We start from the raw sequence: 16,178 nt of genomic DNA on the forward strand, positions 1-16,178 counted from the left end.
AAGTCGCGGGTAAACCTCGCGCCTCGTATTGTCCGACACGTGGAGGGGCCACGGTCCGCCACTCCCCCATCGCCCGACCCTCCACCTCACCTGCTCACCTCCTCCCGAGGATCCGATGTTCGATCGTTTCACTGACCGCGCCAAGAAGGTCATGAACCTCGCTCGCCAAGAGGCGCAGCGGTTCAACCACGAGTACCTGGGGACCGAGCACATCCTGCTCGGCCTGGTCCAGGAAGGGAGCGGGGTCGCTGCCAATGTGCTGCGGCAGATGAACATCGACCTCACCAAGATCCGGGCCGAGGTCGAGAAGCTGGTCAAGACCGGCCCCTCGATGGTGACCATGGGTCAGCTGCCCTTCACGCCGCGGGCCAAGAAGGTCCTCGAGCTCTCGATGGAGGAGGCCTCGAACCTGGGGCACAACTACATCGGGACCGAGCACCTGCTCCTGGGCCTGATCAAGGAGAACGAGGGCATCGCGGCCAAGGTCCTGACGAACCTGGGCGTGAAGCTCGAGGACGTGCGGGAGGAAGTGCTCGAGTTCCTGGGCGCCGACGCGCCCGAGGACGAGGACGACGAGGGTCCCAGCGACACCCCGGTCGGCGGCGGTGGCGGCGGCAAGAGCAAGACGCCGGCCCTGGACGCCTTCGGTCGCGACCTGACCGAGCTGGCCAAGGAGGGCAAGCTCGACGCGGTCATCGGTCGCGCCCACGAGATCGAGCGCGTGATCCAGATCCTCTCGCGCCGCACCAAGAACAACCCCGTCCTGCTCGGCGAGCCGGGCGTGGGCAAGACGGCGATCGTCGAGGGCCTGGCCCAGAAGATCATCGCCAACGAGATCCCGGACCTCTTGCGCGGCAAGCGCATCGTCGTGCTCGACCTCGCGCTGATGGTGGCGGGTACCAAGTACCGCGGTCAGTTCGAGGAGCGCATCAAGGCCGTCATGACCGAGGTGCGCCGCGTCAAGGACGTGGTGCTGTTCATCGACGAGCTGCACACCCTGGTCGGTGCCGGTGGCGCCGAGGGCGCGATCGACGCCTCCAACGTGCTCAAGCCTGCGCTCAGCCGCGGCGAGATCCAGTGCATCGGTGCGACGACTCTCGACGAGTACCGCAAGCACATCGAGAAGGACGGGGCCCTGGAACGCCGTTTCCAAGCCGTCAACGTCGAGCCGCCGAGCCCGGACGAGGCCTACGCGATCCTCTTGGGTCTGCGTGACCGCTACGAGGCCCACCACCGCGTCCAGTACACCGACGAGGCGCTTCGCAACGCGGTCGACCTGGCCACGCGCTACATCAACAACCGCTTCCTGCCGGACAAGGCCATCGACGTGATGGACGAGGCCGGCGCCCGGGTGCGGCTCAAGAACACCGTCGCCCCGCCGGACCTGCACGAGCTGACCGCGCAGATCGACGAGCTGGACCGCGCCAAGGAGAAGGCGGTCTCGAGCCAGGAGTTCGAGAAGGCCGCCAAGCTCCGCGACGAGGCCTACCAGCTGCGTAAGAAGCGCGAGCAGATCCAGAACGATTGGCGCGAGGAGCAGGCCGAGAAGGAGTCGATGGGCGAGGTCGACGTCGAGGTGATCGCGGAGACGGTCTCCAAGATGACCGGCATCCCGCTCACGCGCCTCGAGAAGGCCGAGGCCGAGCGCCTGTTGCAGATGGAGGAGGAACTCGGTCGCTCGGTGATCCACCAGGACGACGCGATCCACGCCATCGCGCGCTCGGTGCGCCGCTCGCGCTCGGGTCTCAAGGACCCGCGCCGTCCGATGGGTTCGTTCCTCTTCCTGGGCCCCTCGGGCGTGGGCAAGACGTACCTCTGCAAGCAGCTCGCCAAGTTCATGTTCGGTGACGAGGACGCCGTCATCACCATGGACATGAGCGAGTACATGGAGAAGCACAACGCCTCTCGCCTGGTCGGCGCGCCCCCCGGGTACGTCGGCTACGAAGAGGGCGGCCAGTTGACCGAGAAGGTCCGCCGCCGGCCCTACTCGGTGGTGCTGCTCGACGAGATCGAGAAGGCCCACCCGGACGTCTTCAACATGCTGCTGCAAATCATGGAGGAGGGTCGCCTGACCGACTCCTTCGGGCGGCACGTGGACTTCCGCAACGTGATCATGATCCTGACCAGCAACCTCGGGTCGCACCTGATGAAGGCCGGCGCGAGCCTGGGCTTCGGCACGGCTGCGCCCAACGTCACGGACGAGGATCGCGGCAAGAAGCTGAAGACCGACATCATGTTCGAGGTCGAACGGCACTTCCGCCCGGAGTTCCTGAACCGCCTCGACGAGACGATCATCTTCAACCCGCTGACCAAGGACGACATCAAGCGCATCGTCCACCTGCAGCTGGCCGAGGTGCTCGCCCGCGTCGCCGAGCAGGGTCTGAACTTGGACGTGGACGAACAGGCCCTCGAGTTCCTGATCGAGCACGGCTTCCACGAGGACTACGGCGCGCGCCCGATGCGCCGCGCAATCGAGCGCTACATCGAGGACCCCATGGCCGAGAAGCTGCTGCGCGGCCAGTTCGACATGGAGCGCCCGGTGGCCGTGTCGGTCGAGGGCGAGGTCTCCGAGGCCGAAGCCCTGTCCTTCGACCAGGCCGAGGAGCCCACCCCGCCGGAGCCCGTCGAGGCCGCGGCGGAGTCGGGCGACTGATCGCGCCGGGCTTAGTGAGCCTCGAGCGCCCAAGACCGGGGCCGCTCCGCCACAGGCGGGGCGGCCCCGGTCGCGTGTCAGGGGCCCGGTCGCGTGTCAGGGGCCCGGTCGCGTGTCAGGGCCCCGGTCGCGTTCGGCGAGGCCCCGTCGCTTCGGGAGAGTGACCCGAGACGAATGCGAGCGCAGCGGGGCCGCCTTCCAGACGGAGGCGGCGACACCGCTCCACTCGAGGTGCTGGCGCCGCGCGAGCATCGGCGGCCGCGACGACGGGTCGAGGTTCAAGATGCTAGCCTCTGGTCGTCGCTCGAAGTTCGATCGCCGTCGATCGCCCCACGCAGAGGCTGCCGGCTGCGAAGTCCTACCGGCAGTTGCCACATTAGGAAGAAGCCCGCGATGAAGACCTATTCGACTACTGCGATCGCGCTGATTGCGACGATCGCCCCCATCGCTGCCCAGGACTTGGTGCTCTCCAGCGGTGAGATCAGCACTTCGATTCAAGTCGACTCGATCATGATCCCATTGGGTGCGGAAGTCGTGCTGTTGAAGGGAGCGAGTCTTCGAGCATCTGAGAGAATCACGATCGATGGTTACCTTCGTGGCACTTCGATCGCATCGAGTGCGCCGGACCTCGATCAGGTCCATCCGCGCGACGTCGAAACCGATGCTCCCGCCATAGAGCTGATCGCCGGAGAGTCGATCCAGATCGGACCAACTGGTAGGGTCGTCGGCGGAGTTGGCGCGTCACTCGACCAATGGGATTCGAGGAGCTTCGATAAGCTAATCGGCGGGCAAGGCGGCGACATCTTCCTTTCCGCGCCAGTCGTCTGGATCGACGGAGCCGTCGAAGGTGGGCAAGGTGGCGATGGCGCTCGAGGAGGATCCGGCGGTTCGGGCGGGTCCATCTGGCTCGAAGGTGAAGGACTGAAGACAGGCCTCGGCACCGCGAATGCGGGGCTAATCGGCGGGCCCGGCGGCCAGGGCGGTCTGGGCAGACAATTCGGCGATGGTCGGCCTCGAGACCGTCCCCGCACTCTCACCCGGCGAGGGCGGTCGTGGTGGCGATGTACTCCTGCTCGAACATCCGTCGCTTGAAGTCGGTGGCCAATCGGCCAAGCTGATGGGCGGATCGGCGGCGACCTGGCCGACCTACTCTCTGCCCCGCACTGCTCCTGAGCAATGCGGCGAGACGGGAGCCCTGGGGCCAGACGGAGGAGACGCGACCGGAGGCCCTGGCGGAACGGGTGCCGACGGCCTGGGGGGGTCCTCCTCGAGTCCGAACGGCCAACCGGGGGCAAATGGCGGCGGAGGGGGGAACGTGTTTGCACCTTCAGGCCGGGGAGGTGGGCCTGGCGAGACTTGCTGCAGTCCGCCTGCACCGGGTGGGACGGGAGGTAACGGCGGAGACGGTGGACTTGGTGCCGGCGGCAACGGGGGCAAAGGCGGAGACGGCGGATCGGCCTACAAGGACCCCCAGACGCTCCAGTTTCTCGGGCAAGGCGGGAACGGTGGCGACGGAGGAATCGGTGGCAACGGAACGGGAGGCAATGGTGGCGACGGTGGCGCGGGCGGGGGCGGTAGCACGCCGGGCGGAGGGGGGACAGGTGGTGATCCAGCAGTGGGCGCCGGTGGCGCCGGCGGAGCGGGCGGCTCCAAGGGCGCCGGGATTCAGCACCCGGGCTCCCCGATCGACGGCTCCGGAGGAGCGTCCGGTGGCGAGACGAGCGGCACAGGTGGACTCGATGGGCCGATCGGCGCTCAGTGCTCCGAGATTTGATTTCGCTCCGACCACATGGTGAGCCACGAGCAACTCGAGTCAGGGCTCGGCGGAGAGCGCAGGCGATACGGAAGCCATCAAGGGTTGGCGTGCCGCCCAGGTTGGCTCATCGATCGGTCATCGCCAGCCCGCGCAGTCGCACTCGCCATGGCATTCGTCATGGCATTCGTCATGGCATTCGTCATGGCATTCGTCACGGCGAGTTGTACTACTCCCGCCGACCCGAATTGGATCGGCGACGTCTCCTCGACCGACGGAACGAACCCCACTTCGTCGGAGAACCTGTTCGACACACGCGCTTCGACCCTCGAAGAGCTCGATCCCATTGATCTCGGGTGGTTCATGCCAGCGAGGAGTTTGACTCTACCGAGTGGCCGATACCAGGCCGAGGGGATCTTCGTCGGCGAGGCGACGAGCTTGCGGGTGGAAGCTCCCTCGGAGTTTCACGTCCTCGGACCGGTGGAGATCGCGGGACAGATTCTCGTTTTCGAGGGCTCCCGGCCGCGAGAGTCATCGGGTCCGTCCTTCGTCAGCATCCGATCGACGAGCACGATCCGTATCGACGGGCTCATCGAATGCGAAGACCTGCCGGCCTCAGCGCAACATTGCTCGGAGCCCGACCACCATTGCCGGGTGCCGGGGCGTCCGGGGATCGACCTGCTCCTCGAAGCGGATCTGACGGTCGTGATCGGTTCGGCCGAGGCGGGTCCGGGTGGCGACGGGCTTTTTGGCGGACGAGGGGGTGCCGGAGGGAGCCTTTACATCTATGGGCCTTGTGTCACCCTCCCGGGCACCGAGCCGAGCCTGCGAGGCGGAAGAGGCGGTAGGGGTGGCGTTGGATCGAGAGAGAGCCGACTCGGAGGGGTGTTGATCCCCGGAATCCCGGGCGGAGAAGGCGGCGACGGCGGTGATGTCAGCAGCAGGGCGTCCAGTTCCTGGCAGTCTCGGTGGTTCGTCGCCAAGGAGGAAGACGGGACTCTTGGGCTCCGTGAACTCGACTCCATACGCCCTTTCACCGGGATGGAGGCGATCGCGCCGAGCAGTTTCGTCGTATTCAGGGACTGGCCGGATCGGCCCTAGACGACCCGGCCCGGAGGCCCGCCGTCATTCGAATGCTCGCAGGACTGAGCACCCGTCGAGGTCGTCGCCAGTGCCATGACCGCTCTCGCCCGTTCGGGTCTCCACGGCGATGCGACCGACCACAACCCGCTGACCAAGGACGACATCAAGCGCATCGTCCACCTGCAGCTGGCCGAGGTGCTCGCCCGCGTCGCGGAGCAGGGCCTCAACCTGGACGTGGACGACCAGGCCCTCGAGTTCCTGATCGAGCACGGCTTCCACGAGGACTACGGCGCGCGCCCGATGCGTCGGGCGATCGAGCGCTACATCGAGGACCCGATGGCCGAGAAGCTGCTGCGCGGCCAGTTCGACATGGAGCGCCCGGTGGCCGTGTCGGTCGAGGGCGAGGTCGCCGAGGCGGAAGCCCTGTCCTTCGACCAGGCCGAGGAGCCCACCCCGCCGGAGCCCGTCGAGGCCGCGGTGGACTCGGGGGAGTAACCCCGCCGGCCACCTGAGCGAAAGACCGGGGCCGCTCCGCCGAAGGCGGGGCGGCCCCGGTCGCGTTCGGGGAGGCCGCGACGCGGCCGGCGAGGCCCGGCCTCGGCTCCGCAGCTCGCCGCGCGGCCGGCCCGGCGCGCCGCGAGCCGGTCAGGGGTTCAGCTGCAGCGCCAGCGCGTTGCTGACGAAGGTCGCCTGCGCGGTCAGGGGATCGATCGCGACGAACGCGTGGTGCAGGGTCAAGCCGGCCAGCGAGGCGGGCGCGTTCGGAGGGATCACGACCGCGGCGTCGGCAGTTCCGCCGGCGTCGAGGACCCCGAGCGGGTTGACGATCGGCGCCGCGGCGGGGCTGGTCAGCGTCAGCAGCAGGTAGGCGTCGACGACCAGCGGCAGCTCGAGGCCACCGGCGATCGGGGTGGCCGGCGCCGTGCCGGAGAGGCTGCCGAGCACCAGGTGGAGGTCGCCCGCGCGGGCGTAGCCGGCGTCGAGTTCGAGGGCCTGGGTGCCGCCGGCGGCCAGCGACAGGGCCTCGACGTCGCCGCTCAAGGGCTCGAGGTCGAACTCGTACACGCGGCCGACCCAGCCCATGGTGGGTAGCAGGTCCGTGCCGTAGGCACCGACCACGACGCGGTCCCCGGCGAAGGCGACCGCCTGCCCGAACCGATCACCGGTGGTGAGGCCGGCCGCTTCGAACCGATGGGCGACCTGCCAGTCACCGGCTCCATCGCGCGTGTAGAGGTAGACCGCCCCGGCCATGAAGACGCCCGAGGCCGAGTCGGCCTGGCTGGCCCCGACCAACAACTGGCCCGGACGGTGCTCGAGCGAGCCGCCGAAGTCGGTGAACTGGTTGTCGCCGTCGGGGTAGGCGAGGAGCTGGTCTGTGACCCAGGTGCCGTCCGGCTGCTGCTCCCAGAAGGCGATCGTCCCGCCGTCGCCGGGTGCCGAGATGGCGACCCAGTCGTCGTCCATCGCGAACGCCGCGCCCACGAAGTCGTCTGCAGTCCCCGCCGGAGGGACGAAGATGTGCTCGAGCGTCCAGGAAGGGGCCGCGCCGCCCGCGCCCGGCTGCAGCTCGTAGAGGTAGGCGCGTCCGGCCGCGAGGAAGCCGGCCGGGCTGCCATCGGCCGCCCCGACCATCAGCCGGTCGCCATCGAGGGCGAGGTCGGCACCGAAGTTCCAGGTGAAGGTCGAGATACCGCCGAGGGTCGCCGTCTCGCTCCAGTTCCCGCCCGCGTCGCGCTCGAAGACGTAGACCTTCCCGTAGTAATCGGGGAAGTCGATGTACCAGCGAGGGGTGCCGACCACGACCCGGTCCCCGTCGAGGGCGATCGCCTGTCCGAAGAAGGCCCCGGCCTTGGCGTCGGAGGCCCGCAGCTTCGCCTCCTGGGTCCAGGTCCCATCGACGCCGCGCCGGAACAGGTAGACCGCGCCCTGCTCGGGCCCCACCACGCCGTCGTCGTAGGGGGCGCTGACCGCGAGCAGGTCCCCCGACAGCGCCAGCACGTCGCCGAAGTTCTGCTCGGGCTCGGGGTCGTCCGGCACGAGCTCCGCCGTCAGGGCCCAGTCGCCGTCGGCGCCCCGCTCGTAGATCCACACGCGCCCCGCGGACGACCCGGGAGCGTCCTCCGGCTGGGCGACGGCCATCAGCTCGCCCTCGACCACCAGGTCGACGCCGAAATGGGCGCCGCCGCTCGGCACGGGCGACTCGATCGGCGTGCGTTCGACGATCGGACCGATCTGCTGCGGGACGGTGAGCGAAGCCAGGGGAGCGAGAAGGAGCGAGCAGAGCGTCAGGGACATGGGTGGAGGATTCACGAGGAGACAATGGGAGTTCCCAGGCCGGCCCGGTGGGCCGACCGGGTGGCGCCGAGCCGGGCGGGAGCCGCGGCGCCCACCCGCGGAGGCTGGTCGCCGCGACCGCCTGCGTTACGGGGTGGTTGGCGCAACGCCGCGATCGAGCTCGGGGCGAGTGGCGGCGGATTCGCATTCTGTGGCGCAGGCTCCTAGCACGGTCGATTGGATCGCGAGTTGCCTGGACCCGAGCACTGGCGCGGGCCCCGGAACCCCACCACGGGCCGCCGGTTGAACGACCCGCGGACGGGGGTGCCCCTGTTGCGACTCCGAAGGGCCCCGATGCCCCGCCCTCGATCAGCGATCGACCCGCCAACGCCCCCTCAGTCCTGCCCAGAACCGGAGATCTGCCGTGCTCACCGCCCTGACCCTCGCCCTCCTCGTCTCGCTCGCGCCCGCCCAGGAGGAAACTCCGCCCCCGACGCCCGAACAGGTCGAGCTCGCCGTGTCCGCCATCGAGTCGGGCCTCGAGGAGCACGACCTCGAGGCCACCCTCGCGGCGATCGAGGCGGCGAAGACCGTGCCCCACGAGGACGTGACCGAAGCCCTCGGCGAGGCCGCGCGGACGCCCGAGCTCGAGATCGGCGTGGCGGCCCTCGACGCCCTCGGGCGCATCGAGCACGACTCGGCCGTGGCGGAGCTCAAGAAAGTCCGCAAGAAGGCCAAGAAGCTGCTCGACGAAGAGGCCTGGGCCATCGAGCTGTGGCGCGCCATGGGCCGCCGCGGCGACGCGGAGCTGATCGACGAGCTGGCCGACGGCTCGGTCACCGCCCAGCACTTCAAGGTCGACCGCGCCCGCATCCTGGCCCTGGGCAAGATCCGCTCGCCCAAGTCGGTCGAGGCGCTGATGGACCTGATGAAGCGCATCGCGATCAAGGAGGTGAACGGCTTCATGGATCCCTTCCGGGCCTCCCTGGGCGCCCTCACCGGACAGGACGCGGGACACAACCGGCCCCTGTGGCAGGCCTGGTGGAACGACAACAAGCGCAGCCTCGCCCTGCCCGAGGAGGAGGCCGTGATCGAGAACAAGAAGATCCGCGTGGTCTGGGAGGGCTTCTGGAAGGACCGCAAGCAGAAGGACGACGAGGGCGACGGCGGTCGCTGATGTCCGTGCATCGCCGATGCGCGGTGACGGTTCCGCGATGGCGGGTCAGCGGGCGCGTCCGGTCGAACAAGATGCCCGCGGCCAGCCTGGGACCGCACCTCTCAAGCGGTGGCTCTGGGTCGGGTCCGGACCCGGTCGGCGCCAGCTTGTAGCTCCGCCGATCACGGTCGCCCCTGCGGGCAGACGCTCCGTCCTGCGACCGTCATCGGCGTGAGACCGCGGCCTGGCGATCGGGTGGAGCCGGCGCTGGGGCACTCTCGAGCTGCTCGAAACCCTGGGTCAACGTCGCGCTCGAGAAGCGGCTCGAACCGGGCACCGCGGGTATCCTGCTTCGCTCGCGGAGCGGCCCACCTTGAGCAACCCGATCCAAAGCCCCCGACGCGCGCCCTTGGCCCTCGGCCTGGTCGCCTTGATCTGGACCGCCGGCTGCGGACGCGGGGTCCCCGCGGGCCCCAACGTCCTGCTGATCACGGTCGACACCCTGCGTGCCGACTACCTGGAGCCCTACGGCAGTGCCCCGCCCAGCTCGCCGGCCCTGGCCGAGTTCGCGGCCGGGGCGACGGTGTTCGACGAGGCCTGGTCCACCTGTTCCTGGACCCTGCCCTCCCTGGCCTCGCTCCACACCGGGCTGCACAGCTCGGCCCACGGCTGCTGGCAGTTCGACTCGCGCCTTGACTGGCGCGCGGACACCCTGGCCGAGCGCTTCGCCGCCGGCGGCTGGGACACCGCGGGGATCGTCAACCACGTGTTCCTGGGTCGCAAGCACGGCCTCAACCAGGGCTTCGTCAACTACGACGACGAGCTGGTCAAGGACTTCGGGCCCTCGCACCAGGCGGTGACCTCCGAGACGGTCAGCGACCGCGGGGTGGAGTTCATCGAGGCCAAGGCGACAGCCGACGACGGGCGCCCGTGGTTCCTGTGGCTGCACTACTTCGACCCCCACGCGGCTTTCAAGTTCCACCCGGCCCAGTCGCCGGCGTTCGGCACGGAGGAAGACCAAGACCTCTACCGCGGCGAGATCGCGTTCACGGACTTCCACATCGGTCGCGTGCTCGACGCCCTGGCGGAGCAGGGTCTCGACTCCGACACGGTGGTGGTCGTGATCGCCGACCACGGTGAGGAATGGAACGAGCACGGCCGCCGGGGCCACGGGCACAACCTGCACCGGGAGACCCTGCGGGTGCCGCTGATCGTGCGCGTACCCGGGGCCGAGCCGCGACGGGTCGCCACGCGCGTGTCGAACGTGGACGTGGCTCCGACCCTGCTCGAGCTGGCGGGCCTCGAGGACCTGCCCGGTGGTAGCGGGCGCAGCTTGGTGCCCCTGCTCGAGGGCGAGGCGCTGGAGGACGTGCCCGCCCTGGCCGAGCTCGGCCGGCGCGGACCGGAGCGCCAGACGAGCCTGGGCAGCGGGCAATGGAAGCTGATCCTGCACGAGCCCGAGGGGCGTGCGGAGCTCTACGACGTGCAGGCCGATCCGGACGAGAGCCGCGACCTCGCCGCCGAACGACCGCGCATCGTCGAACAACTCACGGCCGAGCTGCGCGCACGCCGCGAGGCCGCCATCGTCTCCGCGCCGCTGGACCTCGAGGCATCAGAGTCGGTCCAGTTGGGCGGCGCCGAACGCGCCGGCCTGGAGGCCCTCGGCTACGTGGAGGGCGAGTGATGGCCCGCGCAGGCCTGGCCGCCGCGTTGTTGCTGCTCTGCGCCTGCAGCGACGGCACGCGCGTCGTCGAGTACCCCAACGGCCAGGTCTGGTCCGAGGCCAAGCTCGTCCACGGCCTCCAACAGGGTGCCTGGCGCACCTATTGGCCCGACGGTACCCCCAAGTCCCTCGAGACGTGGAAGGACGGTGTTCTCGACGGCGACTACCGCGCCTGGTGGAGCGACGGCGCCCCGCGCGTCGAGGGCACCTACACCCAGGGCCGCATGGACGAGCAGTGGCGCAGCTGGTTCGAGAACGGCCAGATCGAGTCCGAGGAGTTCTGGCTCGACGGCCGCCGCGAAGGCACCTCCACCATGTGGTTCGAGAACGGCCAGGTCAGCTCGATCACCGACTACGCGAACGGCCAGGCCCACGGCGACATGCTGACGTTCTACGTGGACGGCCGCCCCGAGAGCGAAGGCACCATGGCTGGCGGCGAGCTCGACGGCCCCTGGCGCCGCTGGAGCGAGGGCGGCGAGCTGCGCTTCGACGGCAAGTACGAGGACGGCAAGCTCCACGGCTACTGCCGTTTCTGGAGCGACGACGGCGAGTTGGACGAGGCCCGCACGGGCAACTACGTCCACGGGCGCCGCGCGGGCCGGCGCTGACGTGGCAGTCGCCCGCTGCGACGGGGTCCGTGCAGTCCGTCAGGAGCAGCCGAGGCCGTCCGTGACTCGCTGTTGGAACCCGCGCCGACTTCGCCCTTCGGGGACCTGAGTCGGGGGCTGCCTCAGTCCTTCATGACCCGCAGGCCCGTCCGCGCAGCAGCATCGATCCTGCGGCTCGACGAGGATCGCACCGAGAGATCTGTTCACGTTCGCCTGCGGTCCATGTCACCCGTGTAGGGCTCTCGTGCATCTCTAGTCTCCTGGATCAGAAACTCGGCGTCACTTCCAGGAGGTCCGATCGATGCTGGCTAGGCGCGCCGACGACGCGTATCCGCTGCGATACTCGGAGGAGGCGCTGGCGACACCAGCGGCGATCGGAGCCCGGGAAGTAACGCCGAATTTCTGATCCAGGACACGAGGCGAATGGGAGCCCAGCGCCTTCTGCGCCGGGCTCCCACTCGCTCAAGCGGCGGTTTCGTGCCTGGCGCGGCACGAACGGAAACGACTCCGCGTGAACCGCTTGGCAACGGAGCCGCGCGCGTTCAAGGGCAGCCCAGGAGATGCAGGCCGTTCGAAAGTCGGACTGTGGATCCTAGCTCGCCCCCCTGCATGTAGAAGGACTGCCCGGCGATGCCCGGCTGGTCGAGACTCAACGGGACCGAGAACAGGCCCCCGGCGTCAAAGGAAACAACGCTCAGGAACGAAGCGGCGGGACCGACGTCGACCAAGATGTTCCCGAAGCCAAGGTCAAGCAGACCCGGTTCCGCGCTGACAACGAAGATGCCCGTAGCGCCAGGAGATGCACCCTCGAGCTGCACGCTGCCTGCAGCCGAGCCAGTCGTCGGTGAGAAGTCGAGATCGAGGGGGTAGTCCGAGCCATCGTCGAAGGTGCGTGCCGCACAATCTGGGTTGCGACGCAGCGCGACCGGGACGAAGCCGCTGCTCGGGAACGCGAATCCCACCGCGACCAAGGAGCCGTCGGCCCCGCCGTCGACAGCGCGGGTACTCGCCAAGGGAAGCTGCTCCCCGAACGTCGCAGGGAAGTCCTCGAGGGCGTACCAGCCGGTCGAAAAGTACTGAGAGGCGAATCGGCCGGTCCCTCGGAGTGTTCCGAGCGGCGTCCGACGAATGTTTCCAAGCGCGTGGAGACTGTCGACTTGGGTCCACACGGAGCCATCGAACCGCAGGTCGTACGCTTGCCCAGCACCGCCCTGCAGTTTGGCTTCACCCGTCGCCCAGAGCATCGTCGGCGACAAGGCTGCGATCGATCGGAGCTCGCGCTGGTTGCCGAGCTGAGGAACGGGAAACTCGGTCCATGAAGAGCCATTGAAGCGGGCGCTGAAGGCGTTGGCGTACCCTTGGGATGCCACGTTCCCGCCTCCAACGACCCACACATCGTTCGGGCCGGCGATCGTGACGGCCCGCGCAATTCGGTCGAACGGAAACGCGGGCGGAAGATCGTGGGCCACGAGCTCCGTCCCGTTCCACTGCAAGGCGATGGGCACGGCGACGCCCGCAAATCCCCAGCCGGCGAACCAGACTTCGTCAGTGCCCGCGGACTCCACGTCATCCAGGAAGACCGCAGTGACGCCGGCTGGCGAAGCGGGGACGCTGACGATCTCCCAGCTCACGCCGTCGAAGTGCATCACAAGGGGGAGCGAGTTCGGACCAGGGTGAAGGTTGCTGCTATCGTGGCTGCCGAAGACCCAGAGATCGCTTGCGCTGGTGCCATCGATTCCTTCGAGGCGAACCGATCCACCGGATTGGATCGGAAAGACTGGGATTGGCACCTCGTTCCATGTTCCGTTTTCGTCGAAGTGCATCACCCACCCATGGGTCATGGATGTAAAGACGGAACCTGTCTTGAAGCTCCCGACGCTCCAGATGTCCTTCGACGAGAAGGTCTTGACGTCGTAGAAGCGGGCTTCGATGGCATTCGATGGAGCCATGGGACCGAATGCCTCCCACACGCCCCCGGGATCGGGATAGAGCACGGGCACGTCCTGTGCCTCCGACTTGGTGGCGCCCAAGAACAGCCCCGCGATTGCGAGGCCGAGCGAGCCTAGCCTGGTCGAGCGTGGACCTCGCCCCACAGCCCGGATACGCCAACGCAGGGCGCTGGTCGAGACAGTGGGCAGCGAGAGGGGTAAGCTCGGGCGATCTTGGGCGCTCATGGTCGTCGCTACCGCGGTGGCGGCCGTTCCTGTGAGGTGAATCAGGAGACAGATGGGTGGAGTCGCTCTCGCGAATCGACACGATCCCGAGACGCGCAAACTCCGTACCAGCCCAACAACTCCACGACCGGGTGCTTTGGAGGAGGCTCGGATCCAGGAACTAGACCTGCGTCCAAGTCCCGGATGGGGCTTCAGGATCTCGTGTGGGTCGCGGGATCGAGGCCGCCAAGGGCGGCCCAGGACGAGTTCATCGAGTGACGGGACAGTGCGTGGTTCAGCCATCGCCCTGCTCACCGCGATCGTCGGGTCGTGTGTTTGGCTGACAGCCCGATCGGAGGACGAAGCGCGAAGTCTCCCGGCGGCCACGCAGGGAGGGCGTCACCGGAGTCTCGATTCCCACGGTGTCAGACCTGAGGACTGCACGAACTCTCGATGGGAGTCGGCAGGACCTTCGCACTTCAACCGGAGCCGAGCCGAGTGCGTCCCAGGTGCGCATCCACCTCCGGTACGCGAACGGGATCGCGGCGACCTTCGTGGATATTGCACTGATCCGGGGGCCGCGGGAGAGCCAGGGGCTAGACGACGCAGCCGAGTCCGCCGCGAGCGCTGAAGGAGTCTTGCTCGACCGGGGCGTCAGTGACGCGAACGGATCCCAGGCGCTGCGAGTCGGCCACTGGACAGGGCCCGACGGCCTCGCGTTCGAGGTCCGGGGGTCGCCTCGACTCAGGATCGACGAAGTGACGTGGAGCCTCGCCTACGACGATCGAGTCAACGCGGTCGCCGAGTTTCGAGAGGCTCCAATTCACATCAGGACTCTCACCGCGGGCGGCGACGGGTTGCCCAACTGTGCGCTCCAGGCAGCCGTCGTGTCTTCGGGCTCCGACGCCGGGCAACCTCCGAAGATCCGGCTAGGAGTCCGGGCCATGGGGGGCGCGAGCCGGCAAGCCTGCAATCGTGCCCCTTGTCGGTATCCAGGACTCCGCGACAGCCTGTCAGCCGCCCCACACCCAGACTTCCTGGAACGGATACAGCCAGTCGTGGGGCGCGGGTGAGAGTCCGAAGCTGAACAGGCGGCGCAGGGCGGGGGAGATTCCGGCGAATCGCTGCGGGGCGCCGTAGCGGGCGTCGAGGGCGGCCAGGAAGGCGCGGGCTTCGGGATCGTCCAGGCGCAGTTCCTCGCGCCAGTCGAACTCGCTGGCGACGAAGGCGTCGGCGGCTTCGCGTGACAGGACCGCGGGGTCGAATCCGGTGGGTGCGGCGAAGGTGAAGGGCGAGTCGCCGGCGGCTAGGCGGGCTTCGAAGCGAGGTTTGAGCTTGGGGCCGCCGTTCTCTCGCACGAAGGGCGGGTGAAAGAATGTCGGGACGACCGTGGTGCCGATGAGTGCGCCGGGTTCGAGCTCGGTCTCGCAGAATTCGAGGGCGCGCTGGCGTGGATCGGGCGCGAGCAACGCCGAGGCTTGCAGCGTGGAGAGGGCTCCGGTGGTGACGAGCAAGACAGTGGCTGCGAGCCGCCGCGCTGACGTGAGCCGCTCCGCGCGGCCGGCGATCAGCGCACCGGCGGCTACGCACAGGACGGGCGCCAGGGGCAAGAGGTAGCGCATGAAGCGCACTTTCGACGTGCCGAGTAGGCCGAACACGAGCAGGCCGAAGCCGGCGGCGATCAGGCCGCCGCGTCCTCCCCGGCGAGCCAGGGGCACCAGCCCGATCACGCCGACGGCGAGCAACGGCCAGCCGAGCAGGAAGGGCAGGTTGGTGACGAGGTGGTAGCTCCAACCGTCACCGGTGGCTTCGAACAGGTTGCCGTGGCCCGAGCGCGGGTGCTGCACCAGCTCGTACTCGAGGTCGCGCAGGAACTCGGCGCTGGAGAGGAAGGCGTGGGGCGTGCAGCCCGCGAAGGTCGCGAGGGACGCCAGGCCCGCGAGCAGCGCGCGTGCGAGCCTGGTCCTCGCGCTCGCCGCGCCCACGCCGATCCACGCCGCCACCACCGGCGCGAGGACCACCGCTCCCGCGCTGTACTTGACCGCCGCGGCGAGCCCACCCACGACCCCCGCGATCAACAGCCAGCGCCCCGGTCGACCCTCGCCCGGATCGAGGGCCCGCGCCGTTGACGCCAGGGCCAGGACCACGAAGGCCGTCGCCGGCGCGTCGGGCGTGGCCCAGGCCGAGAGCAGCGCGGCTCCGGGCGCGACCGCGAGGGCCAGCGCTGCGACGGTCGCCGCGGCGCCCCCGAGCAGCCTGCGCGCCAAGGCCCAGGTCGCGCCGATCGCCACCAAGCCCGCGATGAGGCTCACCGTCCTGCCGACCAGGTGCCAGCCGCGCGGACCGTCAATCACCCCCAACCAGGCGAGCGGCGCACCCAAGGCCGCCGGCAGGTACACCGCCAGGCTCCCGTACTGGAAGCGCGTCGGGTGCAGGGTCGGCTCCGTCGCCACCCGCCGCGCGGCGTCGACCAGGCGGTACTCGTCCGGGTGGAACGACCACAGGTGCCCTTCGCCCGGCAGGCCCCAGCCCATCCCGGCCAGGCGCAGGAGCAGTCCGAGCCCGAGGGCGACCCACAGGCCCCCACGTCCGCCCGCGATGGAGGTCGGCGCGCCGGGATCGGCCAATGGGCATGCACTCGCCATCGCGGCCATTGTGCGCGGCGCCGACACGCCGGAGCCAGCTTCGGTCGCGCGCGGCGAGTTCGCGGGCACAGGCTTCGCATCACCACGCGGTCGCTCGCTCCATGAACAGAACCTCCGTCGGCGGGGCGAG

Annotated in this window: 10 protein-coding genes; 7 read left to right on the forward strand and 3 right to left on the reverse strand. The window is 69.1% G+C overall.

The genetic code is table 11. The annotated features are described in order from the left end of the window. Positions 1-115 precede the first annotated feature (115 nt). From Pla133_RS21195 to Pla133_RS21210, 4 genes are all read left to right on the forward strand, one after another. Positions 116-2,653: an ATP-dependent Clp protease ATP-binding subunit gene (locus tag Pla133_RS21195; RefSeq protein ID WP_145068984.1), complete on the forward strand. Its 2,538-nt coding sequence runs from the start codon at positions 116-118 to the stop codon at positions 2,651-2,653. Between the two features lie 393 nt (positions 2,654-3,046). Further along, on the forward strand, positions 3,047-3,745 hold the full coding sequence (locus Pla133_RS21200) for a hypothetical protein (RefSeq protein WP_145068986.1): 699 nt from the start codon (positions 3,047-3,049) through the stop codon (positions 3,743-3,745). An 829-nt stretch (positions 3,746-4,574) separates the two neighbouring features. After that, positions 4,575-5,507 carry a hypothetical protein gene (locus Pla133_RS21205; protein ID WP_145068989.1) on the forward strand — a complete coding sequence of 311 codons (933 nt, stop codon included), beginning with the start codon at positions 4,575-4,577 and terminating at the stop codon, positions 5,505-5,507. Between the two features lie 75 nt (positions 5,508-5,582). Next, positions 5,583-5,984: a hypothetical protein gene (locus Pla133_RS21210; protein WP_145068991.1), complete on the forward strand. Its 402-nt coding sequence runs from the start codon at positions 5,583-5,585 to the stop codon at positions 5,982-5,984. 150 nt (positions 5,985-6,134) lie between these two features. On the opposite strand, the gene Pla133_RS21215 is transcribed toward Pla133_RS21210, so the two are convergent. Next, positions 6,135-7,784 (reverse strand): FG-GAP repeat protein, encoded by a 1,650-nt coding sequence (locus Pla133_RS21215; protein WP_145068993.1) that lies wholly within the window; start codon positions 7,782-7,784, stop codon positions 6,135-6,137. A gap of 403 nt (positions 7,785-8,187) precedes the next feature. Here Pla133_RS21215 and Pla133_RS21225 point away from each other — a divergent pair, with 403 nt between their 5' ends. The 3 genes from Pla133_RS21225 (at position 8,188) to Pla133_RS21235 (ending at position 11,250) form a co-directional block, all read left to right on the forward strand. Then, entirely contained in the window at positions 8,188-8,940 is a 753-nt protein-coding gene (locus Pla133_RS21225; protein ID WP_145068998.1) for a HEAT repeat domain-containing protein, read from the forward strand. Positions 8,941-9,292: 352 nt separating this feature from the next. Next, on the forward strand, positions 9,293-10,603 hold the full coding sequence (locus Pla133_RS21230; RefSeq protein WP_419191810.1) for a sulfatase: 1,311 nt from the start codon (positions 9,293-9,295) through the stop codon (positions 10,601-10,603). Then, positions 10,603-11,250, forward strand: coding sequence for a toxin-antitoxin system YwqK family antitoxin (locus tag Pla133_RS21235; protein WP_419191811.1), 648 nt, complete (start codon positions 10,603-10,605; stop codon positions 11,248-11,250). The genes Pla133_RS21230 and Pla133_RS21235 overlap by 1 nt, the downstream gene beginning before the upstream one ends. A gap of 542 nt (positions 11,251-11,792) precedes the next feature. Here Pla133_RS21235 and Pla133_RS21240 read toward each other — a convergent pair. Together Pla133_RS21240 and Pla133_RS21245 are read right to left on the reverse strand one after the other, a co-directional pair. After that, positions 11,793-13,280, reverse strand: a complete 1,488-nt coding sequence (locus tag Pla133_RS21240; protein ID WP_419195408.1) for a hypothetical protein — start codon at positions 13,278-13,280, stop codon at positions 11,793-11,795. A 1,136-nt stretch (positions 13,281-14,416) separates the two neighbouring features. Then, positions 14,417-16,048, reverse strand: a complete 1,632-nt coding sequence (locus tag Pla133_RS21245; RefSeq protein ID WP_419191812.1) for a glycosyltransferase family 39 protein — start codon at positions 16,046-16,048, stop codon at positions 14,417-14,419. Positions 16,049-16,178: the final 130 nt, after the last annotated feature.

Origin of the sequence: Engelhardtia mirabilis (assembly GCF_007748095.1) — a bacterium.
GTDB lineage: Bacteria > Planctomycetota > UBA1135 > UBA1135.

What these genes read in the sequence shown, in the direction of transcription:
- Pla133_RS21195 (WP_145068984.1), top strand. Translation starts at nt 116, where the DNA reads ATGTTCGATCGTTTCACTGACCGCGCCAAGAAGGTCATGAACCTCGCT.
- Pla133_RS21200 (WP_145068986.1), top strand. Translation starts at nt 3,047, where the DNA reads ATGAAGACCTATTCGACTACTGCGATCGCGCTGATTGCGACGATCGCC.
- Pla133_RS21205 (WP_145068989.1), top strand. Translation starts at nt 4,575, where the DNA reads ATGGCATTCGTCATGGCATTCGTCATGGCATTCGTCATGGCATTCGTC.
- Pla133_RS21210 (WP_145068991.1), top strand. Translation starts at nt 5,583, where the DNA reads ATGACCGCTCTCGCCCGTTCGGGTCTCCACGGCGATGCGACCGACCAC.
- Pla133_RS21215 (WP_145068993.1), bottom strand. Translation starts at nt 7,784, where the DNA reads ATGTCCCTGACGCTCTGCTCGCTCCTTCTCGCTCCCCTGGCTTCGCTC.
- Pla133_RS21235 (WP_419191811.1), top strand. Translation starts at nt 10,603, where the DNA reads ATGGCCCGCGCAGGCCTGGCCGCCGCGTTGTTGCTGCTCTGCGCCTGC.
- Pla133_RS21245 (WP_419191812.1), bottom strand. Translation starts at nt 16,048, where the DNA reads ATGGCGAGTGCATGCCCATTGGCCGATCCCGGCGCGCCGACCTCCATC.